This is a genomic window from Pseudomonas sp. FW300-N2F2, assembly GCF_017351655.1.
GTDB classification, from domain to species: Bacteria; Pseudomonadota; Gammaproteobacteria; order Pseudomonadales; family Pseudomonadaceae; genus Aquipseudomonas; species Aquipseudomonas fluorescens_AA.
In genome coordinates this window covers 685,542-708,226 of record NZ_JACNDQ010000001.1, presented here as the reverse complement: position 1 = coordinate 708,226, position 22,685 = coordinate 685,542, and the positions used below count along the sequence as shown (strand labels likewise).

Annotated in this window: 14 protein-coding genes and 1 pseudogene; 7 read left to right on the top strand and 8 right to left on the bottom strand. The window is 61.0% G+C overall.

Annotated elements, in window-relative coordinates; translation table 11 throughout:
• The first annotated feature begins 151 nt into the window (after positions 1-151).
• The 6 genes from J4E63_RS03260 to J4E63_RS03235 all read left to right on the top strand — a co-directional run bounded on the left by J4E63_RS03260 (position 152) and on the right by J4E63_RS03235 (position 11,239).
• Positions 152-2,443 carry an EAL domain-containing protein gene (locus J4E63_RS03260; RefSeq protein ID WP_207281119.1) on the top strand — a complete coding sequence of 764 codons (2,292 nt, stop codon included), beginning with the start codon at positions 152-154 and terminating at the stop codon, positions 2,441-2,443.
• A complete protein-coding gene (locus J4E63_RS03255) occupies positions 2,440-4,314 on the top strand; it encodes a bifunctional diguanylate cyclase/phosphodiesterase (RefSeq protein WP_207281117.1) in 1,875 nt (624 codons plus the stop codon). The genes J4E63_RS03260 and J4E63_RS03255 overlap by 4 nt, the downstream gene beginning before the upstream one ends.
• Positions 4,315-4,356: 42 nt before the next feature.
• The gene (locus J4E63_RS03250; protein ID WP_207281115.1) at positions 4,357-5,316 is read left to right on the top strand and encodes a cytochrome-c peroxidase; all 960 of its coding nucleotides are present in this window, start codon (positions 4,357-4,359) and stop codon (positions 5,314-5,316) included.
• Positions 5,313-7,115 (top strand): DAHL domain-containing protein, encoded by a 1,803-nt coding sequence (locus J4E63_RS03245; RefSeq protein ID WP_207281114.1) that lies wholly within the window; start codon positions 5,313-5,315, stop codon positions 7,113-7,115. The genes J4E63_RS03250 and J4E63_RS03245 overlap by 4 nt, the downstream gene beginning before the upstream one ends.
• On the top strand, positions 7,112-8,518 hold the full coding sequence (locus J4E63_RS03240; protein WP_207281110.1) for an ATP-binding protein: 1,407 nt from the start codon (positions 7,112-7,114) through the stop codon (positions 8,516-8,518). Before J4E63_RS03245 ends, J4E63_RS03240 begins: the two co-directional genes overlap by 4 nt.
• 1,101 nt (positions 8,519-9,619) lie before the next feature.
• A complete protein-coding gene (locus J4E63_RS03235; RefSeq protein WP_207281108.1) occupies positions 9,620-11,239 on the top strand; it encodes an FMN-binding glutamate synthase family protein in 1,620 nt (539 codons plus the stop codon).
• Positions 11,240-11,335: 96 nt separating this feature from the next.
• Here J4E63_RS03235 and J4E63_RS03230 read toward each other — a convergent pair.
• From J4E63_RS03230 to J4E63_RS03220, 3 genes and pseudogenes are all read right to left on the bottom strand, one after another.
• A pseudogene (locus J4E63_RS03230) lies at positions 11,336-12,000 on the bottom strand (glucosyltransferase domain-containing protein); the annotation flags it as partial.
• A 119-nt stretch (positions 12,001-12,119) separates the two neighbouring features.
• A complete protein-coding gene (locus J4E63_RS03225) occupies positions 12,120-13,541 on the bottom strand; it encodes an amino acid permease (protein ID WP_207281103.1) in 1,422 nt (473 codons plus the stop codon).
• A 332-nt stretch (positions 13,542-13,873) separates the two neighbouring features.
• Complete coding sequence (locus tag J4E63_RS03220) at positions 13,874-14,353, bottom strand: REP-associated tyrosine transposase (RefSeq protein ID WP_207281102.1); 480 nt, start codon at positions 14,351-14,353, stop codon at positions 13,874-13,876.
• A gap of 573 nt (positions 14,354-14,926) precedes the next feature.
• On the opposite strand from J4E63_RS03220, the gene J4E63_RS03215 reads away from it, so the two are divergent.
• The gene (locus tag J4E63_RS03215; RefSeq protein ID WP_207281100.1) at positions 14,927-18,034 is read left to right on the top strand and encodes a transglycosylase domain-containing protein; all 3,108 of its coding nucleotides are present in this window, start codon (positions 14,927-14,929) and stop codon (positions 18,032-18,034) included.
• Between the two features lie 66 nt (positions 18,035-18,100).
• On the opposite strand, the gene J4E63_RS03210 is transcribed toward J4E63_RS03215, so the two are convergent.
• The 5 genes from J4E63_RS03210 to J4E63_RS03190 form a co-directional block, all read right to left on the bottom strand.
• A complete protein-coding gene (locus J4E63_RS03210) occupies positions 18,101-18,610 on the bottom strand; it encodes a CS1 type fimbrial major subunit (RefSeq protein ID WP_207281098.1) in 510 nt (169 codons plus the stop codon).
• Between the two features lie 126 nt (positions 18,611-18,736).
• A complete protein-coding gene (locus J4E63_RS03205; RefSeq protein ID WP_103308452.1) occupies positions 18,737-19,219 on the bottom strand; it encodes a CS1 type fimbrial major subunit in 483 nt (160 codons plus the stop codon).
• A gap of 45 nt (positions 19,220-19,264) precedes the next feature.
• Positions 19,265-20,008: a molecular chaperone gene (locus J4E63_RS03200; protein WP_207281096.1), complete on the bottom strand. Its 744-nt coding sequence runs from the start codon at positions 20,006-20,008 to the stop codon at positions 19,265-19,267.
• Positions 20,009-20,068: 60 nt separating this feature from the next.
• A complete protein-coding gene (locus tag J4E63_RS03195) occupies positions 20,069-21,316 on the bottom strand; it encodes a hypothetical protein (RefSeq protein ID WP_207281094.1) in 1,248 nt (415 codons plus the stop codon).
• 46 nt (positions 21,317-21,362) lie between these two features.
• On the bottom strand, positions 21,363-22,610 hold the full coding sequence (locus J4E63_RS03190) for a hypothetical protein (protein ID WP_207281092.1): 1,248 nt from the start codon (positions 22,608-22,610) through the stop codon (positions 21,363-21,365).
• Between the last annotated feature and the right edge of the window lie 75 nt (positions 22,611-22,685).

Genomic DNA, 22,685 nt, shown 5'->3' with positions numbered 1-22,685 from the left:
ACACATTTGCCATCAGTGGCCGAGCGCATCGCGATGAGGCGACTATGCTCTACCCCATGAAGGGCCATGTACAGGCCGAATACTCATGCCAGTGAAAGGGATATCAGATGTTTCCAGGGTTCTATAGTCAGCATCAAAGTGGTGCACGGCCATGAGCCTGCCTTTGGATAAAACCAATCGGCGGATCCTGATCGTCGACGACACCCCGACCATCCATGAGGATTTTCGCAAGATCCTCAGCCCCCAGATGAACGCCGAAGACAACCTGAGCAGTGCCGAAGAGGCTCTGTTTGGCGCGCCGGTAGCGGTCGCCGCCATGAGTTTCGTGCTCGATTCGGCGTTCCAGGGCATGGAAGCCTTGAACAAGGTCGAGAAGGCGCTGGCCCAAGGGCAGCCCTTCGCCATGGCGTTCATCGACATGCGCATGCCACCGGGCTGGGACGGCCTGGAAACCATCGAACGGCTGTGGCGCGCCGACCCCAAGCTGCAAGTGGCCCTGTGCACCGCTTACTCGGATTATTCCTGGGAAGATATTTCCGAGCGCCTCGAACTGGGCGACCGCCTGCTCATCCTGAAAAAACCCTTCGACGCCATCGAGATCCGCCAGATGGCCAGCGCCTTGACCGTCAAATGGCAGATGACCGAGGACGCGGCGCTGAAAATGGACATGCTCGAACGGGCGGTCGAGGAACGCACCCGCGAGTTGGCCGACGCCAACATCATCGTGCAGAACAGCCCGACCATTCTCTATCGCCTGCGGGGCGAGCCGCCGTTCGCATTGATGTACATCTCCCATAACATCACCAAGTTCGGTCATTCCGCGGCGCAACTGATCAACGCGCCGGACTGGGCGCAAACCCTGATCCACCCCGATGACCAGGACAAAGTCCAGGAGGCCATGGTCCGTGTCCTCGACCGGGACACTGCCGGGGCCTCCATCGAGTTCCGCATGCGCACCGGCGACGACACGTTCCGCTGGGTGGAGAACCGCTACATTCCAGTGCGCAACGACCAGGGCCTGTTGCTGGAAGTGGAAGGCATCATCCTCGACATCACCGAGCGCAAGCTGGCCGAAGAGAAGATCGCCCTGCTCGCCCGCACCGACGGCCTGACCGGGCTGGCCAACCGCGCCACCATGATCGAGCGCCTGCACCAGGCTTTCGCCGCCGCTCGTCGGGGAGCGGCGCCGTTCGCCATGTTCTACCTGGACCTGGACCACTTCAAACGCATCAACGACACCTTGGGCCATCCCATCGGCGACCTGCTGTTGCAGGAAGTCGCCGCCCGCATCAAGTCCTGTACCCGGGAAAACGATGTGGTGGCGCGCCTGGGCGGCGACGAATTCGCCCTGCTGCAACTGGACGTCCATGAAGCGACCCACTGCGCCGCGCTGGCGGGCAAGATCCGTGATGCGCTGGTGGCGCCGTACTCCCTGGACGGCAACGACGTGCGGATCTCGGTGAGCATCGGCATCGCCCTGTACACCCCGCAGAGCCTGAGTGCCGACAGCCTGATGGCGCAATCCGACATGGCCCTGTACCGTTCCAAGGAAAAGGGACGCAACCAGTATCACTTCCACAACGAGGAAATTAACCAGGAAGTCACCGACCGGGTCGCCCTGGCCAACGATCTGCGCCAAGCCATCGAAAACCAGGAACTGCAACTGCACTACCTGCCCGAAGTCGACCTCGGCACCGGCAAGATCCTCGGCATGGGCGTGCAGGTGCGCTGGAACCACCCCCAACGGGGCTGGCTGGAGCCCGCGGCCTTCATGCCAGCGGCCGAGAAGACCGGGATCATCATTGGCCTGGGACACTGGGTGCTGGACCAGGCCTGCCAACAGATGCGCCAATGGCGCGACCAGGGCATGGCGCCGCCGGTGATCGCCATCGACCTGTCCCTGACCCAGCTCAAGACCGGCCCGGAACTGATCTACGACGTGCTGCGCACCACCGCGCGCTGGGAGCTGGCACCCTGGGACCTGCGTTTCGACGTCACCGAAGCCACCCTGGCCCAGACCAAGTGGACCCACAACGACGTGCTGCCGCGCCTCTGCGAATTGGGCGTGCAGATCGCCATCGATGACTTCGGCACCGAATATTCCTCGTTCGATTACCTCAAGACCTACCGGGTCAATCACCTCAAGCTCGCCCAGCGCTTTCTCGACAGCGCCAACGCCGACCCCGAGAACGCCACGACGTTGCGGGCGATCATCAACTTCGCCCGGGACGTGGGCATCGGGATCATTGCCGAGGGCGTCGAGACCCAGGAACAACGCACCACACTGATGTCCAGCGGCGGCGCGATGCAGGCCCAGGGGCATTACTTCAGCACCGTGGTCGACAGCGGCCAGGCCGCCAAACTGCTCAAGGCCGGCACCATCACTCCCGCGACAGACCACTGGACCCGACCAGCGAGCCAGCTATCGGAGAGCAATCCATGAACCCCATGTCGGTGCCTGCCAACCGGCGGATCCTGGTGGTGGACGACACGCCGGCGATCCACCAGGACTTTCGCAAGATCCTCAGCCCCAGCGCCGGCAGCGATGACTCGCTGGACGACACCGAAAGCCTGCTGTTCGGCACCCCGCAGGTCAGCCGGCTGCAATTCCAGATCGACTCGGCCTACCAGGGCGAGGAGGCGCTGGAACTGGTCAAGCGCGCCCAGGCCGAAGGCCAGCCCTATGCGCTGGTGTTCGCCGACATGCGCATGCCACCGGGCTGGGATGGCCTGCAGACCATCGAGCGGTTATGGGAGGCCGACCCGCGGCTACAAATCGCCCTGTGCACGGCCTTCTCGGACTACTCCTGGGAAACCATGGCCGAACGGATCGAGTTCGACGATCAGTTGCTGATCCTCAAGAAACCCTTCGACACCCTGGAAATTCGCCAGATGGCCAGCGCCATGACCTGGAAATGGCAACTGGCCCAGGATGCGGCGCGGAAAATGCGCAGCCTGGAACGCACGATCGAAGAGCGCGTCCAGGAACTGCTCAAGGTGTCCCACCTGCTGCAATACGACGTACTCACCGAGCTGCCCAATAGCATGTTGCTGGGCGATCGCCTGACCCAGGCCATGGCCCAGTGCCGTCGGCACGACCGGCAACTGGCGGTGATGTTCATCGGCCTGGACCGCTTCAAGCGCATCAACAACGCGCTGGGCCATCCGGTGGGCGACGAAATGCTCAAGCGCGTGGCCAGGGCGCTGGCCACCGTGGTGCGTGAATCCGACTCGGTGTTTCGCTACGGTTCCGATGAATTCGTGGTGGTGCTGGGGGACATCGTCGACCCACAGCAGACCAAGGGCGTAGCCGAGAAATTGCTGGCGGCCATCAGCTCCCCGCAACCCATCGACGGCCATGACCTGAGCGTCACCGCGAGTTTGGGCATCAGCGTGTACCCGACCGACGGTTTCGACGCCGTGGCGCTGATCAAGAAAGCCGAGACGGCGATGCGCAACGTCAAGGAGACCGGCCCCAACGACTACCGTTTCTTCACCGAAGACATGAACCGCCGGGCACGGCAGCAGCAGACCATCGAATCGGGCCTGCGCCTGGCCCTGCAACGCAAGGAATTCGTGCTGCATTACCAACCCAAGCTCGACCTCGGGAGCGGCAAGGTGGTCGGAGTCGAGGCGTTGGTACGCTGGAACAGGCCGGAACATGGCCTGGTCTACCCGGGGGATTTCATTCCGGTGGCCGAGGACAGCGGCTTGATCGTTCCGCTGAGCCAATGGGTGCTTCAGGAAGCCTGCCAGCAGGCCTGCCGCTGGCAAGCCCAGGGCATGCGGCCGCTATGCCTGTCGGTGAACATCTCGGCCATCGATTTTCGCCAGCGCGGCTTCGTCGAAGGCATCACCCGCACCCTCAAGGAAACCGGCCTGGACCCGACACAGTTAGAACTGGAGATCACCGAAAGCGTACTGATGCAGAACATCGATACCACGGTCGCCATCCTCAAGGCCATCAAGCAACAGGGGATACGCCTGGCCATCGATGATTTCGGCACCGGCTATTCGAGCCTGAGCTACTTGCAGAAATTTCCGGTGGATGTGCTGAAGATCGACCAGTCGTTCGTCGGTGACCTGAGCATCGACAGCAATGACGCCAAGCTGGTGAGCACCATCATCAGCCTGGGCAAGAGCCTGAACCTGCACATCATCGCCGAGGGGGTGGAAACCCTTGAGCAGCTTGAATTTCTCAAGAAGCACCACTGCGAGGAAGTCCAGGGTTATTACTTCAGCAAGGCCGTCGAACCGCAGGCCTTTGCCGATTGGATGACCGAGTGGGAAAAACGCCAGAACCCGTTTTCGTGAACACCTGAGTGTCCTCAACCAAAGTTTCAAGGAAAAGATCCCATGGCGTTACATGGACTGATTCTGGCGCTCGGCCTGCTGGTGGGAGCAAGCGTAACCGCTCACGCCGCGCCTTTGGACGAACCCCTCAAGCCCCTGCCACCGGTGCCGGCCCTGGACCCCAAGCGCGTCCAGTTGGGGCTGCGGCTGTTCAATGACCCACGGCTGTCGGTCAACAACACCCTGTCCTGCGCCAGTTGCCATCGCCTGGACAAGGGCGGCGCCGACGACAAGCCGTTTTCCCTGGGCTTCGACGGCAAGCCGGTGGAGGTCAATACACCTACCGTGTTCAACGCCGGCCTGAACTTCCACCAGTTCTGGGATGGCCGCGTCGATACGCTGGAAGAACAGGTCCACCAGGTCGTGACCAGCCCGGTGGAAATGGGCAGCACCTGGGAGTCGGTGGTCAAGCGTATCGCCGATGACCCCGGCTACGCCAAGGACTTCAAGGACGCCTACTCCGACGGCGTGACCAAGCCCAATATCCAGGGCGCCCTGGCCGACTACGAACGCACGTTGCAAACACCCAATTCGCGTTTCGACCAGTACCTGCTGGGCAATACCGACGCCCTCACGCCCCGGGAAAAGTTCGGTTACCAGCGGTTCAAGGAGTACGGCTGCATCGCTTGCCACCAGGGCGTGAACATCGGCGGCAACATGTTCCAGAAATTCGGCGTCATGGGTGACTACATCGGCGACCGGGGCAACCCGACCCGGGCCGACGAAGGACGTTTCAACATTACCGGCGATGAAGCGGACCGCCAGGTCTTCAAGGTACCCAGCCTGCGTAACGTGGCCGTTACCGCGCCGTATTTCCATGACGGGTCGGTGACGACTCTGGAGCACGCGGTGGAGGTGATGTTCAAATACCAACTGGGTCGTGAGCCCCTCAAGAACGATACGACACTGATCGTCGAGTTCCTCAAGACCCTGACGGGTGAATCGGAGGGCAAGCCCCTATGACCGCTCTGCGCCGCCTCGGTCTTGCCTTCATCGGCCTGCTGCTGGCTTCGATCCTGCTGTTCATGTACGTCAATTCGGGGGCCCAGCAGGCCGCCTCGTACATTGAATCCCGTGACCTGATTCGCCTGCTCAAGCAACAGGACGCCATCTGGGACAACGAAGTCCTCAAGTCTCGGATCGCCCTGACCCACAACTACGACCCGCTGGTCTCTCCCCTGCACGAAATGGCACGCCTGTGGCAGCGTCTGGACGCCATCGAATCGGAACCGGGGCGCCACGGGCCGTCGCTCTGGGAGGCCCAACGCGACGAATACCTCAAGCTGGTCAAGGAAAAGACCCGTCTGGTGGAACAGTTCAAATCCCATAACGCGGTGTTGCGCAATTCCCTGGCCTTCCTGCCCACCGGCGAGGACGACATCCAGGGCCAGTTCGCCCGGCTGCCCGACACCTACAAACTGGAGTTGCAGAACGTTGCCATCGACACTTACGACCTGTTGCTCAGCAGCATGGAGTTCGCCCAGCTCAGTTCCCCGGAGATCGCAGCCGAGGTCCTGCTGGGCTTGAACCAGTTGGATGTCAACAAGGAGCGCCTGCCTGAGGGGTTGCTCAACTCCATCGAAGTCCTGCGCAGGCACATCGGGGTGATCCTGCGCGAACAGCCAAAGGTCAATGAATTATTGCTGGGCATCGAAGCGATCCCCTTGGCCAATCGCCTGGACACCATCACCAACCTGCTCGAGAAAGACCAGGAAAAAGCCGCCGCCAAATACCAGCGCAACCACGTTTACCTGCTGGTGTTCGCCACGCTCCTGGTCTTGATACTGATCTGGCTGGCGATCCGGTTGATACGCAGCTTCGCCGAAATCAATCGGGTCAACAACGCCCTGCAAACCGCCAATGATGAACTGGAACTACGAGTCGAGGAGCGTACCCGCCAGCTCAAGGACACCCAGAGCGAGTTGATGGACACCGCCCGCCAGGCCGGCATGGCGGAAATCGCCACCAACGTGCTGCACAACGTCGGCAACGTCCTCAACAGCGTGAACATCTCCGCTGACCTGGTCAGCCGCAAACTGCGCAGCAGCAAGGCCGTGGGGCTGGGCAAGGCGATGCAATTGATCAACGAACACGCCGATGACCTCGGGCACTTCCTCACTGAGGACGCCAAAGGCAAGCTGCTGCCCGGCTACCTCAACCAACTGGTCGAGGCCATCGCGTCGGAGCAGCAGAGCCTGACCGATGAACTGGCCCAGTTGAGCAAGAGCGTGGACCACATCAAGGACATCGTCTCCACCCAGCAATCCTATGCTGGCGCCAACAGCCTGCTGGAACCTTTGGTGGTCAGCGAACTGCTCGAAGACGCCTTGCGCATGAACTCCGGCGCCCTGACCCGCCATCATGTTACGGTGATCAAGGAATACGGCGACGTGCCGCGGATCATGGGCGACAAGCATCGCTTGCTGCTGATTCTGATCAACCTGATCAGCAATGCCAAGTACGCCATGGCCGGGGTGTCCAACCATGCGCGGAACATGACCCTCAAGGCCGCCGTTGTCGATGGCCAAACCCTGCAAATCAGCGTCAAGGACGAAGGCGAAGGCATCCCGGAGGAAAACATGACGCGCATCTTCGCCCATGGTTTTACCACGCGTAAGGAAGGCCACGGCTTTGGCCTGCACAGCTGCGCATTGGCGGCCATCGAAATGAACGGCCACCTCACCGCCCACAGTGAGGGGCCAGGCAAAGGAGCGACATTCCAATTGCAGGTGCCCCTGAAACTTGCAGAAGGTGAACCATGAACAGCCTGAGTAACCGCCGCATCCTGTTGATCGACGATACACCCGCCATTCATGAAGATTTCCGCAAGATCCTCACTCCGGAGGATGACAGCAACACGGATTTGCAGGACATGGAGAGCGCGCTGTTTGGCGAAGCGCCGAAAGCTGCCGCCACTGTGTTCGAACTCGACTCGGCCTACGGTGGGCAGGAAGGCCTGAACAAATTGCTGGAGGCAATGGCCAAGGAGCGTCCCTATGCCCTGGCCTTTGTCGACATGCGCATGCCCGAAGGCTGGGACGGCGCCAAGACCATCGAAGAACTCTGGAAGCGCGATCCACAGTTGCAAGTGGTGGTTTGCACCGCCTATTCGGATTATTCCTGGGATGAATTGCTCGACCGTCTGAACGGCCACGACCGCTTGCTGATCCTGAAGAAGCCGTTCGACAACATCGAAGTCCAGCAGATGGCCAACACCCTGACCACCAAATGGGAAATGACCTCTCGCGCGCAACTGAAAATGAACAAGCTCGAAGACCTGGTAGAACAACGCACCCAGGCCTTCAAACAGGCCAGCGAGCTGCTGCAGATGGAGATCGACGAACGCAAGATGCTGGAAACCCAGTTGGTGCAATCGGAAAAGCTCGCCTCGCTGGGCCAGTTGGCGGCAGGGGTGGCCCACGAGATCAACAACCCGATCGGCTTCATTTCTTCCAACCTGGGGGCGCTGGACGGCTATTTCGGCAAACTCCAGGAAATGCTCACCGCCTACGGCAGCGCCGAGGAGGCCATCGCCTCGCCGGAGCTGGTGGTGAACTTGAGAAAGCTGCGCGAACAGGTGGAGCTGGATTTCCTGGTCGAGGACATCCCCCTGCTGATCAAGGAATCCAAGGATGGCATTGGCCGGGTCGGGCAGATCGTCAAGGACCTGAAGGACTTCTCCCGCGTTGATTCCAGCCAGGAATGGCAGATGGCCAATTTGCAACAGGGCATGGATTCGACGTTGAACATCGTCGCCAATGAAATCAAGTACAAGGCCGATGTGGTCAAGGAATACACACCCTTGCCTGAGGTGGAATGCCTGCCATCGCAGATCAACCAGGTGATCATGAACCTGATCGTCAACGCCGCCCAGGCCATCGGCCCCGAACGCGGCACCATCACCCTGCGCAACGGGGTCGGTGACGAAACCGTCTGGATCGAAGTGGCGGACAACGGCTCGGGTATTCCCCCCGAGACCCTGCAGAAAATCTTCGACCCGTTCTTCACCACCAAACCCATCGGCCAGGGCACAGGGCTCGGGCTGTCGTTGTCCTACGGCATCGTGAAAAAACACAACGGCGAGATCACCGTACGCAGCGAAGTCGGTGTGGGCACCACCTTCCGCGTGGAATTACCGCTGCGGCAGATGAAACAGGCGAGCTGAGCCACCTCGGCAGTTCAAACGGTGGGAGCGAGCTCCCTCACCACAACTGCCAATCCAATTGTGGGAGCGAGCTTGCTCGCGATAGCGGTAGGTCAGTCAATGCGGGTGTCGAGCGGGCGGCCGCCATCGCGAGCAAGCTCGCTCCCACAGGTTTTCTGGTTCTCATAAACTGTTGTTCCAGCCAACACACAGCCCCTCTGGCAAGCTCCCTCACTGCAGCTGCCGAGCGTCGCCACCAATCCAATTGTGGGAGCGAGCTTGCTCGCGATAGCGGTAGGTCAGTCAATGCGGGTGTCGAGCGGGCGACCGCCATCGCGAGCAGGCTCGCTCCCACAGGTTTTTCTGGCGTTCGTTACTCCAGCCAACACACAGCCCCTGTGGCAAGCTCCCTCACCACAACTGCCGAGCGTCGCCGCCAATCCAATTGTGGGAGCGAGCTTGCTCGCGATAGCGGTAGGTCAGTCAATGCGGGTGTCGAGCGGGCGACCGCCATCGCGAGCAAGCTCGCTCCCACAGGTTTTTCTGGCGTTCGTTACTCCAGCCAACACACAGCCCCTGTGGCAAGCTCCCTCACCACAACTGCCGAGCGTCGCCGCCAATCCAATTGTGGGAGCGAGCTTGCTCGCGATAGCGGTAGGTCAGTCAATGCGGGTGTCGAGCGGGCGGCCGCCATCGCGAGCAAGCTCGCTCCCACAGGTTTTTCTGGCGTTCGTTACTCCAGCCAACACACAGCCCCTGTGGCAAGCTCCCTCACCACAACTGCCGAGCGTCGCCGCCAATCCAATTGTGGGAGCGAGCTTGCTCGCGATAGCGGTAGGTCAGTCAATGCGGGTGTCGAGCGGGCGACCGCCATCGCGAGCAAGCTCGCTCCCACAGGTTTTTCTGGCGTTCGTTACTCCAGCCAACACACAGCCCCTGTGGCGAGGGAGCTTGCTCCCGCTCGGCGGCGCAGCCGTCGTAGAACCGGCTGATGCGGTCTGCCTGCCCCATCACAGTGATCCAGCTGGGGCCGCTTCGCAGCCCAGCGGGAGCAAGCTCCCTCGCCACAAGCTGAATTCCAAGCTAATGTCTCGCCAATCGCCCCCCCCCCAAGGAAACCGTATGAGCCTGTCTCTGCTGAGTCGTTACGCCTTCTTTGCTGGCTGTGTCATTTTCACCCTGGCCAGCCTGCCATTCCTGCAACACGACTGGCTCTGGCCCATTGCGCTGGTGACCGGGCTGTTGAGCCTGTTGGGGGTGTTCGACCTGCTGCAAAGCCGTCATGCCGTACGGCGCAACTACCCGATCCTGGGCAATATCCGCTACCTGGTCGAAGGCATCCGCCCGGAGATCCGTCAGTACCTGCTCGAATCCGACAGCGATGCCCTGCCCTTCTCCCGGGCCCAGCGCTCGCTGGTGTACTCCCGGGCCAAGAACGAAAGCGCCGACAAACCGTTCGGCACCTTGATCGACGTGTACCAGACCGGCTTCGAATTCATCGGCCATTCCATGCGCCCGGCCCCGCTGAGCGACCCCAGCGGTTTTCGCGTGACCGTCGGCGGCCCGCAGTGCACCCAGCCGTACTCAGCATCGGTGTTCAACATCTCGGCCATGAGCTTCGGCTCTCTGAGCGCCAACGCCATCCGGGCGTTGAACCAAGGCGCGAAGCTGGGCAACTTCGCCCATGACACCGGTGAAGGCAGTATCAGCCCCTACCACCGCGAACACGGTGGCGACCTGACCTGGGAACTGGGCAGCGGCTATTTCGGCTGTCGCACCAGCGACGGACGCTTCGACCCCGAGCGTTTCGCCGCCCAGGCACGGAACCCGCAGGTGCGGATGATCGAAATCAAGATGAGCCAGGGCGCCAAACCCGGCCACGGCGGGATCCTGCCCAAGCACAAGGTCACCCGGGAAATCGCCGAGACCCGTGGCATCCTCATGGGCGAGGATTGTATTTCGCCGTCATGCCACAGCGCGTTTTCCACGCCAATCGAACTGATGCAATTCGTCCAGCAGTTGCGTGAGCTGTCCGGCGGCAAACCGGTGGGCTTCAAATTCTGCCTGGGTCATCCCTGGGAATTCATGGGCATCGCCAAGGCCATGCTGGAAACCGGGATCCTGCCCGACTTCATCGTAGTGGACGGCAAGGAAGGCGGCACGGGCGCGGCGCCCGTGGAGTTCACCGATCACATCGGCGTGCCGCTGCGCGAGGGCCTGCTGTTCGTGCACAACACCCTGGTGGGCCTGAACCTGCGGGACAAGATCAAGCTCGGCGCCAGTGGCAAGATCGTCAGCGCCTTCGACATCGCCAGCGTCCTGGCCATCGGCGCCGACTGGGCCAACGCCGCGCGCGGCTTCATGTTCGCCATCGGTTGCATCCAGTCCCAAAGCTGCCACACCAACAAATGCCCCACCGGTGTCGCCACCCAGGACACCTTGCGCCAGCGCGCCCTGGTCGTCCCGGACAAGGCCCAGCGGGTCTACAACTTCCACCGCAACACCCTCAAGGCCCTGGCCGAAATGCTCGCCGCCGCCGGGCTCGAGCACCCGTCGCAATTGCAGCCCAAGCACCTGGTGCGGCGGATGTCGGCCACCGAGGTCAAGTTGTTCTCTCAGTTGCACGTGTTTCTGAAGCCGGGGGAATTGCTGACGGGTGAGGTCAACGGGGCGTTTTATTCGCGGATGTGGCAGATGGCGCGGGCGGATAGTTTTGAGCCGATGGAAACAGTGGCGGCATGAACAACTCCTACGGCGGAAGACGTCCCTCGCTGCGGGGTTCCGGCGCCGCCGCTGGCTAGCACCGCGGCGCGCTGGTCTGCGACGGCTCCTTCATGACAATGAAACCAACAACACGCCGAAGCCCATCAGTGTGCGGGCGCCCTCATTGAAGTCACGGAAGAGCAGGGTGATGCCTGGTACCAACAGCGCCAGCATCAAAGGCGTCAGTAGGCAGAGCAGGCCCAAGACCCAAGGAACACGTTGAAGCTGATCTGATAGAGCCCGAACGCCAGCACCAACCAAGCCGCCGGCACCCATAGCCGTCGCAGGCGCGATGCCCCCCGAAAGGTGACAGCATAGATAACCGCGACCAGGCTCAGGACCATGCTGGGTCCGTCGTATTGATACGACAGGTTCTGCAACAGGAAAGGGTTGTACCAGAGGGGCAACGGCACAAGACAACAGGCAAGTGTCGGTTCAGGGAAATAGTGAAAGGTCAGCCGAGCCAGCGCCAGGGACATTGCCAAGGTTGCGAGCAACAGAGGCAGCGGAAAAATATCCGGCGCGGCGCTGGAAAAAGACAACACCTGATACAGCAGATCAGTGAACCAGCGCCCCTCGTTGGCCCAGGCATTGCCCGCTTCCAGCGTTCGCCAGCTATCGTCGATATAGCGAAAATCAGCGAGGATCAGCGGCAGGACATACAGCAGGGTCGCCAAGAGGAAAAACCACACAACCTGGCGGCGGTCGAGCTCACGATCGAAAACCAGCGATACATTCATATGCAACGCCCTCGGGACCTGCCACCTTCGACAGCAGCCAAAGAGACGTGATCGACATAGCTCCCAAAAAAAGGCCCCGATCATCCGACCGGGGCCCTTTTTATCGCATGGCCGACAACTTACGAAGCGGCATCCATCGAACCTTGGGCTTGCCCGGTGGGTTGCAACTTGAAGACGTAGAACAACACTGTCAGCAGTACCAGGAACGCCGGACCAACGTACAACGCCACGCGCGTATCGGGGAAATACGCCATCAGCCCCACCACCAGCACCAGGAACGCCAGCGCCAGGTACGAGCTGACCGGGTACAGCCACATGCGGTACTTCAACGCCGCACGCTCCGAAGCGCTCAGGCTTTTGCGGAATTTGAGCTGGGCCAGCAGGATCATCACCCAGGTCCAGATCGCGCCGAAGGTGGCGATGGAGGTCACCCAGACGAAGACCTTCTCCGGCACCAGGTAATTGAGCAACACGCCCAGCAGCAGCGCGGCGATGGACAGCAGCAATGCGCGACGCGGCACGCCGTTGGTCGAGGTCTTGGCGAAACCGGCCGGGGCCTGGCCGTTCTGCGCCAGGCTGTAGAGCATCCGTCCGGTGCTGAAGATGCCGCCGTTGCAGGACGACAGTGCGGCGGTGATCACCACGAAGTTGATGATGCCGGCGGCGGTCTTGATGCCCAGGCGCTCGAAGGTCATCACGAACGGGCTGCCCTGGGTGCCGATCTCGTTCCACGGGTAGATCGACAAGATCACGAACAACGCTCCGACGTAGAACAGCAGGATCCGCCAGAACACCGAACCGATGGCGTTGGGGATGGTTTTCTGTGGGTTCTTCGCTTCACCGGCGGTCAGGCCGATCATCTCCACGCCCAGGTAGGCGAACATGACCATTTGCAGGGACATCAACACGCCGGACACGCCGTTGGGCATGAAGCCGCCGTGGGCCCAGAGGTTGGAAATGCCCAGGGCCACACCGTCGTTGCCGAAGCCAAAGGCGATGATGCCGACGCCGCCGATGACCATGGCGATGATGGTGACGATCTTGATCAGGGCGAACCAGAATTCGAATTCACCGAAGGCCTTGACCGCGATCAGGTTGATCGACCCCATGCTGACCAGTGCCGCCAAGGCCCAGATCCAGCGGGGCACGTCGGGGAACCAGATGCCCATGTACACCGCCACGGCGGTGATCTCCGCTACACAGGTCACCAGCCACAGGAACCAGTAGTTCCAACCGGTCAGGAAACCTGCCAGTGGGCCGAGGTAATCCTGGGCATAGCGGCTGAACGAACCGGCCACCGGGTTGTGCACGGCCATTTCACCGAGGGCGCGCATGATCACCAGGATCGCCAGGCCGCCAATGATGTAGGACAGCATGATCGCCGGGCCGGCCATTTCGATGGCCTTGGCCGAACCGAGGAACAGCCCGACACCGATGCAGGCGCCAAGCGCCATCAGGCGGATATGCCGCTCACCGAGTTCACGTTTGAGCGGACCGCCCTGGGCGGTCTCGCCATGGGGCAGATGATTGCCGACAGGCATAGGGGTAACCTCGTCTTGTTATTGGATTAGCCACCGAGTGTCCAAAGCCACAGGCCGGTAAGCCTGCCGCCTTGCCGAAACCGGGTCTGTCTTGTGGGCAGACCGTCCTGTGGAACGACAACCTCAGGATCAGCGGGTCGTGCAGTATAAAAAGCCAGGGATAGAGAGATTCACTGTAAAACCAGGGAAATTCAGGGATAAGGCTGCGCCAGAATCGGCTTTTGGAGAGGTGTTGTCTGGGATTCAGGTCACTCGGAAACGCCGCGGAGTATTGCACAGTGATGGTGCAGCGTCATGTTTTGGCATGGGGCGATGGCTCTAGCGCAAGGCTTTCAGACATCACGTCCCTCGCCGAGCCACACTGTGTCCCACAGTGGATAATTGCCAACGCGATCCACCAAACCTGCACGAAGCGGATTGGCAATGATGTAGCGTGCGCAAGGTCGCAGGTCCTCGTTGTCACGGATCGCGCGATCATGGAAGCCGCTTTGCCAGAACGCGCCCTTTCTGTTCATTGCTCGGTTGATTGTGAGCGTGCTGCGGGATTTGACCATCTGCATCACATGGGTGAGCTGAGCCTGCTCTAGCTGCACCAGCCAATGCAGGTGATCCGGCATCACAACCCAGGCCAGCGAATTGACCTGACCTCGCTCATGAGCCAGGCGCATTTCTGCCACCAATAAGCGGCCCAACTGCCAGTTCTTGAAGATAGGTATTCGTTGGTGAACGACCGTAGTGACGAGGTAACCTCGCCCCGGTTCCGAAGAGCGTCCGCGACGTAAGCGATGGGAGTTTGGGCGTGGAGGATGCATTCCTTGGCTTCCTGTGGTTGGGGCACCTACTTACGGTAGCTTCTCCCACGACGATCCGACGCGATAATGGTTGAGCGACTTTTCCGAAAACGACGTAGTACCCGTGGCGAGGGAGCTTGCTCCCGTTGGGGGGCGAAGCCGCCCTCGTTTTTCAACCGCTGAAAACGTTTCAGCCATGCCTCCGTTGCGACTGCTGCGCAGCCGAGCGGGAGCAAGCTCCCTCGCCACAAAAGCCGGTCAGACCATGACAGCCCCAAACACCTGAGCATTTCTTCGCGCCAGGCAGGCAATCTCCCATCCTAAAGACATACCGACCGTGGCGAGGGAGCTTGCTCCCGCTGGGGGGCGAAGCCGCCCTCGTTTTTCAACCGTTGAAAACGCTTCAGCCATGCCACCGTTGCGTCTGCTGCGCAGCCGAGCGGGAGCAAGCTCCCTCGCCACAAAAGCGCCTTAGCCAATGACGTCTTACAAGTGCTCGTGTATGGGCTTGCCCACAATTTCCCCTCCCCCCACGCCAACCACCGTCTAAGCTTCAAGCAAGTCCGATCAATCTGCTTAATGGATCAGTCGACTATGGGCGCTTTGTGGCAAACCGATTCGAATGAACCTGTGGTCCCGACTGAACGTATGGAAGAAGCGCCTTTACCTCAAAAAAAACGCCGCGCACGGCATGGCTGGCGGGCATTCTGGTTGTTGTTGCTGATTATCGTGGTGGTGGTCGGCCTGGCGGTGGCCAAGGAAATGCGCACGTCGCGATTTCAGGCCCGGGAGCTCAGCAAGTATGCCGAGTCCCTGAGCTACTCGGTGCAGCCGGGGCCCAGCGATGCCATCGTCTACCCTGGCGCAGGCCCGTTCGACCGGCGCCTGGGCTACAGCGCGCTGGGGGAATTCCTGCCGCGTCTGCTCAAGCGTGACTATGTGATCCAGGCCCAGGCGCGGTTTTCGCCGGCGTTGATGGGCTACGTCGAAAAAGGCCTGTTCGTGCCCTACACGGAAAAGATCCAGGCTGGATTGACCATCACCGACTGCCGCGCCGCGCCGGTCTATCAGTTCAAGTACCCGCAGCAGCTGTATGCGAACTTCGAAGCGATCCCGCCCGTGGTGGTGCAGAGCCTGTTGTTCATCGAGAACCGTTTTCTGCTCGACCCCAAGCAACCCTTGGCCAACCCGGCCGTGGACTGGCCGCGCTTCGGCATGGCGGCCTGGTCGCAAGTCGCCAAGCTGTTGAGCCTGCCGGGGCAATCCGCCGGGGGCAGCACCCTGGCCACACAACTGGAGAAATACCGTCACTCGCCTGAGGGCCTGACCGTGTCCGGCGCGGAGAAAATCCGCCAGATGGTTTCCGCCAGCGTGCGCGCTTACCAGGGCGGCCCGCAAACCCTCGAGGCGCGGCAGCGGATCATCCGCGACTACCTCAACAGCGTGCCGCTCTCCGCCGTGCCGGGGCATGGTGAAGTCCACGGCATGGCCGAAGGCTTGCGGGTCTGGTATGGCGCCGACTTCAATCGGGCCAATGAACGCTTGGCCAGCACCGCGACCGATCCCCAGAGCCTGGCGGAAAAAGGCCTGGCCCTGCGGGAAATGCTGTCGTTGATGATCGCCCAGCGCCGGCCGTCCCATTACCTGTCCAAGGGTCATGATGAACTGGCGCGCCTGACCGACAGCCACATCCGCCTGTTGGCACAGAACGGCGTGATCGACGCGGCCCTGGCCGACGCAGCCCTGGCGAGCAAGGTCAGCTATCGCGACTGGGTCCAGGACCCGACCGTGCAGCCCAACGAAACCAACAAAGGCATCAGCGCCGCCCGCAGTCGCCTCGCCGCCCTGCTCAACCGCCCGCTGTACGACCTCGATCGCCTCGACCTGTCCGCCACCAGCACCTTGCAAAGCGATTTGCAGGCCCAGGCCACCGACTACCTCAAGCGCTTGGCCGACCCGGCCTTCGCCACCGAGATCGGCCTGATGGGAGAACGCCTGCTGACCCCCACCAGCACCACCCAGGTGCGCTACAGCTTCACCCTGCTGGAACTGACCCCCGATGGCTCGCGCGTGCGGGTGCAGACCGACAGCACCGACCAGCCTTTCGACATCAACGAAGGCAGCAAGCTGGAACTGGGCTCCACCGCCAAGTTGCGGGTGCTCACCACCTACCTGCAGATCATCGCCGAGCTGCACGAGCGTTATGCCCAGCAGACCCCGGCGGCGTTGAAGAAAACCGAAATCGCCGAGCAGGACCGCCTCTCCCGCTGGGCCGTCGACTACCTGATCCAGAACACCGACCGCAGCCTGCCGAAGATGCTCGAGGCCGCACTGGACCGGACCTACTCGGCCAGCCCCGGCGAAGCCTTTTTTACCGGCGGCGGGCTGCACACCTTCCACAACTTCCGCAGGGAAGACGACGGTCGCAACCCAACGTTGCGCGACGCCCTGCGGGAGTCGATCAACCTGCCGTTCATCCGCCTGATGCGCGACCTGGTGCGCTACGCCACCTATGCCGGGCCCAACAACAGTTCCGAACTGCTCAAGGACGACAAGGACCCGCGCCGCCAGGAATACCTGGCCCAGTTCGCCGACCGCGAAGGCACCTCGTTCCTGCTCAGGTTCTGGAAGAAGTACCAGAAAAAGGACACCGGCCAGCGCCTGGAAACGTTCCTCGACGGCATGCGCCCTACCGCTATCCGCCTGGCCGCCGTGCACCGCTATTTCTTTCCCAACGACAGCCAGGAGAGCTTCAACCGCTTCGTGCGCGCCCACTTGAAGTCGGCCAAGAGCGCCGAAAAACTCACCGACGAACGCCTCGAACGGCTCTACCAAAGCTATGGCCCCGGTGCCTATGACCTGCCGGACCAGGGCTTCATCGCCAAGGTCCACCCATTGGACCTGTGGTTGATGGGTTACCTGCTGAACAACCCCGACGCCAAGTTCAGCCAGATCGTCAAGGCCAGCCAGTTCGAGCGCCAGGAAGTCTACAGCTGGCTGTTCAAGAGCCGGCACAAGAGTGCCCGCGACAGTCGCATCCGTACCATGCTGGAGATCGAGGCCTTTTTGGATATCCACCAGCGCTGGCAGAAAGTCGGCTACCCGTTCGATCACCTGGTACCGTCGCTGGCCACCGCCATCGGCAGCTCCGGTGACCGCCCGGCTGCGCTTGCCGAACTGGTGGGCACCATCCTCAACGATGGCATCCGCCAACCGGCGCTGCGGGTGGACAGCCTCGACTTTGCCGTCGGCACGCCTTACGAGACACGGCTGGTGAACAACCCGGACAACGGCAAGCGCGTGATGCCGGTGGAAGTGGCCCAGGCCTTGCGCGGTGCGCTGTCCCAGGTGGTGGATGCCGGCACCGCGAAACGCGTGGCCGGCAGTTTCAAACTGGCCGACGGCACGCCGCTGGCCATGGGCGGCAAGACCGGCACCGGCGACAACCGCATCGAAGCGGTCGGCTCCGGCGGACGAGTAATCAGTTCCAAATCGATCAACCGCACCGCCACCTTCGTGTTCTACATCGGCGACAGTCATTTCGGTACCCTCACCGCCTATGTACCGGGGGCCTCGGCACAGAACTTCAAGTTCACCTCGGCCCTGCCGGTACAAGTACTCAAGGGCATGGCGCCGTTTCTCTCGCCCTACCTGCAACCGGGGAGCCATACCCAGTGCAAGCCGTTGGTGGCGAGGCAATGAGTCACGGGAATGTGGTGCAAGTACCCTGTGGCGAGGGGTTGCCCTCAGATCAGGGGTTGCCCCAGATCAGGGATTGACCCGAGGCACCGCGTCGAAGATCACGGTGAAGTCGGCGTTATACATGCCGGGAGAGAGAGGGCGAGTCGGCGAGTTCGCAACCACGATGTACATGTCCGCCTGGGTACCGGGTGTGGACGTGGCATCGTCGACGACTTCCTGAGGTCGGTCGTCCAGAGGTACACCGTTGAATAAAGCCCTCAGGGAGACAACATCGACACCGTTGGTCAAGTGGATGGCCCCTGTACTCGCCCCGTTCTCGATGTAGGCGTGGACCGAACCATCGGTGTTCTTTACGTCAAAGGTGTGGCGCAAAGGGGTGAATTTGTAGGTCAGGGGGTTGTAATACATGTATTCGTCCTTACCAAAATCCGGATTCCGGGGCTGCACGTGGAACTGCTTGCTCGGAATGTTCGCCTCGATATGGATGGATGAACGTGCATCATCGGCGCCCAGCACCAGCGGCGAACTTAGCGCGGCAGTCCCCAAAGCAATAACGGATAAAACTTTCTTGAACATGCTTGATACCTTTTTTTTAGTAATAAAAAGCGCAGGAGCAAAACTTGCTCCCACCGTCACTGACCCAGCGCTCCCTCGCCACAGGAGTGCTGGTTCAAATGATCTTTGCCGCAGGGTTCGCGGTTGCTACGGCGCGGTGGCGTCGAACACCATGTGCACCGTGCCGTAGTAGTCCCCCGGCTTGTAATCGTCATCGGGCCTGATGGCGGCAATTTCCAACGGCACCTGGCGTCCGGGCCGGGCTTCGGTGGCCGTGACCACCTGGGCCGAATCCAGGGTCAGTGCGACGCCATTGAAGGTCACCCGCAGATCGATGCGCTCACGTCCATTGGACAGATACGCCTCTTCCCCCAGGCGGGCACCGATGGCACCGTTGCTGTTCTTCACCTCGTAGGTGGCCCGCAACGGGCTGAGCTCGCCGGTGATGGTGCTGAAGGGCAGGCGCTGTTCGCGCTGGACCAATTGTGGGTCGAGGGGCACCACATGAAAGTCGACGGTGGGGATGGTCACGTAGACCTCGAAGGTTTCCCGTTCGACCGCGCCCCAGGCCTGGACCCAGGGCAACATAAGGGCGCTCAGTGCGAGGGGGCGTACCAGTGTCTTGAACATATTTGATTACCTGTGGCGTCAACGACGGTTCGGCGACGGCGACCGTCAACCTTTGATCTCGACGTTTTTCTGCTCGCTGCCTTCGATCAGCGTGAAGCGATATTCGCGCCCCGCCTCCTTGTCGAACGAGAACGTCCGGCCGGCCATGATGTGGTGCTTGGTGGTGGGCCGGCACTCGTTCTCTTTCTTCGCTTCGCAGTCCTTGAACTCATCGATCACCAGCACGCTGTTGCCGTTATTGCGTATCTGGTAGCGATTGGCGCTGTCATCGATCACGGTCTCGAAGCGGGTGTCCTTGGGCCGTACGAAAAACACCGTGCCGTAGCCCGCCAGCACCTTGACCCCCGCCCCGACGCGCTCCTTCTTGTATTCCTCGCGCTCCTCCTTGCTGATGGCGAACTCGTCTTCGGCCTCCGGCACCACCGGCACGAAGCGCACGCGGAAGTACCGTTCCTTGTCGCGGTTGCCCATGAACAGCAAGCGCGTGCCCTGCACCCCGTTGGCCGGCACGATCAGCCGCGCCGGGCTGGCCATCAACCCGTCCTTGGACTGGGCACTGGCCTGGTTCTGCAGCGGCACTTCCTGGTAGCTGCCGTCCTCGTTATAGATAATCTCCAGGATGTTGACCTTGACGAACGCCGTGGACGTGCCGCCGTTGAATATCCGCTTCATGTAGGTGGTCTTGTTGCCGTCCAGGTAGTCGTAGACCACCCCGACGCCGATCTGCGGACCGGCCTGGGCCACGCCGCAAAACAGATAGAGTCCAACCCATGCCAATAGATGTTTCATCGCTTTTCCAACCTCATGCATTTCACGCAACTCACAAAAAAATCCTGGCCGACCGGCCGTTTAAATTTCCGAATCCCAGACCACCGTGACGTTGCCGGAGTAGGCCTTGGCGCCGCTGTCCAACATCTCCTCGACATTGCCGCGCACCACCTCGAAGTGCAGCGTTCCTGGCCGTCGATCGACATAAAACCCCGGCTGGATCAACTCGGTGCCCGTGCCGTCACGAAACAACGGGCGGTGGCTGATCGGTTGCCCGGCGGCATCCGTCAGGCCCTCGGGCAGGGTCACGCTGACCTCCACCGGCACGGCGTGCCCTGTGGCGGTTTCGGAGATGGCGCAGGTATTGGCGCTGACGTGCTGGCACTCGAGGGCCATCTTGAAGCGTGACGAGGCCGAGATATGGAAGCGCTGGTCACGGAACAGTCGCGTGGGTTTGCGCCCGCTGTTCAGCCAGGCTTGCCAGCCTTCCTGGGGGACCAGTTCGACGCGGTTGCCGCCGGGGGGTACTTCTACTTTGAGGGTGTGTTCGACCGTCAGTTTGAGATTGAGGGTGATCACCGAATCCGTGGGGATCATCACATCCCCCATGTCAAAGTCCTGCCCTGGTCCGACGCCGTAGGTAAGAGAACCGGTATATAGGCCAGACGACATTTTCAAAGGGTTGGGTGTGCGCAGTTCGTAGGCGAAATCCAGATTGCGGTAGGACATGCTGGGGATCAGGTAATTGGCTCTTTTGGCGCACACACCTTCGGTAGGTGTCTTCCAGAAAAAGTTGTAGATATTGTGGTTGTAGGTCGAATAGCCGCTACCTCGACAAGGCGAAGGCGCATAAAGCCAACTGGAGCCGCTCCATAACCTCTGATGGGCCTGTAGAGCGTTTACGCCGCCGCCGACCAAATCGACCACGCTGCCAGGAAACTGATACCGCGAGCCCACGCCGGATATCCGCACTTGAACAATCTCTGTTTCGCCTGTACCGGTATGGGTCACCTGCGCCAAACGCCAGCTGGCCGGCACATCGAACATCGCCCCTTGCCGGGGATCCCCATGATTTGCCTGAATCGGACGAGCCGATTCGAAAGTAATGGGCACCTGAATACTGAACATTTTTTCCCGCTCACATACCGCCGGATACAGTCCGCAATAACCCGATACCGGGGTGGTATTGAGAAAGGAGTTTTCATTGGGCTTCGAGGGATCCGGCCTGAAGATGGCGGTGACATCCTTGCTCACGGCATCAACCGTCGATGCACAGGTCAACACCAACACCGAAACCATGCCTTGCACTGCCACTGGTAACTGTTTCATCTACACCCCACCCTCAAATCGGCTCGGACTGGCCAAGCCACGCCTTTTAAACTTCCGAATCCCAGATCACCGTGACGTCGCCGCTATAGCGCGTGGCGCCGCCGTCCAGCATCTCTTCGACGCTGCCCCGGCCAACCTCGAAGTGCAGCATTCCCGGCCTGCGGTCGACATATAAGCCGGGCTGGAACAACTCGGTGCCACTGCCGTCGCGCAACAGCCGACGACGGTTGACCGGTTGCCCGCTGGCGTCCGTCAAGCCATCCGGTAGTGTCACGCTGACGTCCACCGGCACGGCATGGCCGGTGCCGGTCTCAGCGATTGCGCAGGTATTGCCGCTGATGTGCTGGCATTCGAGGCCCATCTTGAAACGGGAAGAAGCGGAGATATGGAAGCGCTGGTCGCGAAACAGCCGCACCGGTTTACGCCCGCTGTTGAGCCAGGCTTGCCAGCCGTCCTGGGGGACCAGTTCCACGCGGTTGCCGCCCGGAGGGACGTCGACCTTGAGGGTGTGTTCGACGGTCAGGTTGAAGTTCAAGGTGAGTATCGGATCGGAAGGGATCATGACATCGCCCATGTCGAGGTCCTGGCCCGGCCCAACGCTGTAGGTCAACGATCCCGTATAGAGACCGCTCGACATTTTCAGAGGGTTTGGGGTGCGCAGTTCGTAGGCGAAGTCCAGGTAGGTGTAACTCATACTAGGAATCAAGTAATTGGCTTTTTTGGCACAAGCGCTCTCTACCGGCGTCTTCCAGAAAAACATGTACCAGTTACTGCCATAAGCCCCCACACCGCTGTATTGACATGGCGAGGGCGCATTCACCCAACTGGAACCGCTCCATAACGCCTTATGAGCAGTGATGACATCTACGCCCCCCCCGACCAAGTCGACGACGCTTCCAGGGAATTGGTACCGAGAACCGATACCGGACCAGCGTACTTCAACGGTTTCAGTCTCACCTGTAACTGAATGAGTCACCTGTGCGGTACGCCAATTGGCAGGGACTTTGAACATCGCACCTTGCCGGGCGTCTCCATGACCCGCCTGAATAGGGCTGGTCGAATTGGCGGTAAAAGGCAACAGAATGCTGAACATTCTTGCAGTCCCGCATTGAGCGGGATATTGCGCGCAGTAACCACTGACCGGCGTGGTATTAAGAAAAGTGTTCTCTTGAGGCTTCGAAGAGTCAGGCCTGAACACCGCACTGATGTCCCGGCTCACGGCATTGGCAGCAGGCACGCAGGCAAACAACAACACCGAAACCACGCTGCGCACGGCTACCGAAAAAGGTTTCATCTATACAACCTCATACATCAATGCGAATCCTTGCAGGTTTTTGGGGGAAAACTTCACCGTGGGAGCAAGGCTTGC

Bases quoted from the DNA above. Each gene is read 5' to 3' on its own strand.
- J4E63_RS03225 (WP_207281103.1), bottom strand. From the start codon at position 13,541: ATGCCTGTCGGCAATCATCTGCCCCATGGCGAGACCGCCCAGGGCGGT.
- J4E63_RS03200 (WP_207281096.1), bottom strand. From the start codon at position 20,008: ATGAAACATCTATTGGCATGGGTTGGACTCTATCTGTTTTGCGGCGTG.
- J4E63_RS03205 (WP_103308452.1), bottom strand. From the start codon at position 19,219: ATGTTCAAGACACTGGTACGCCCCCTCGCACTGAGCGCCCTTATGTTG.
- J4E63_RS03255 (WP_207281117.1), top strand. From the start codon at position 2,440: ATGAACCCCATGTCGGTGCCTGCCAACCGGCGGATCCTGGTGGTGGAC.
- J4E63_RS03195 (WP_207281094.1), bottom strand. From the start codon at position 21,316: ATGAAACAGTTACCAGTGGCAGTGCAAGGCATGGTTTCGGTGTTGGTG.
- J4E63_RS03235 (WP_207281108.1), top strand. From the start codon at position 9,620: ATGAGCCTGTCTCTGCTGAGTCGTTACGCCTTCTTTGCTGGCTGTGTC.
- J4E63_RS03190 (WP_207281092.1), bottom strand. From the start codon at position 22,610: ATGAAACCTTTTTCGGTAGCCGTGCGCAGCGTGGTTTCGGTGTTGTTG.
- J4E63_RS03210 (WP_207281098.1), bottom strand. From the start codon at position 18,610: ATGTTCAAGAAAGTTTTATCCGTTATTGCTTTGGGGACTGCCGCGCTA.
- J4E63_RS03250 (WP_207281115.1), top strand. From the start codon at position 4,357: ATGGCGTTACATGGACTGATTCTGGCGCTCGGCCTGCTGGTGGGAGCA.
- J4E63_RS03245 (WP_207281114.1), top strand. From the start codon at position 5,313: ATGACCGCTCTGCGCCGCCTCGGTCTTGCCTTCATCGGCCTGCTGCTG.
- J4E63_RS03240 (WP_207281110.1), top strand. From the start codon at position 7,112: ATGAACAGCCTGAGTAACCGCCGCATCCTGTTGATCGACGATACACCC.
- J4E63_RS03260 (WP_207281119.1), top strand. From the start codon at position 152: ATGAGCCTGCCTTTGGATAAAACCAATCGGCGGATCCTGATCGTCGAC.
- J4E63_RS03220 (WP_207281102.1), bottom strand. From the start codon at position 14,353: ATGCATCCTCCACGCCCAAACTCCCATCGCTTACGTCGCGGACGCTCT.
- J4E63_RS03215 (WP_207281100.1), top strand. From the start codon at position 14,927: ATGGGCGCTTTGTGGCAAACCGATTCGAATGAACCTGTGGTCCCGACT.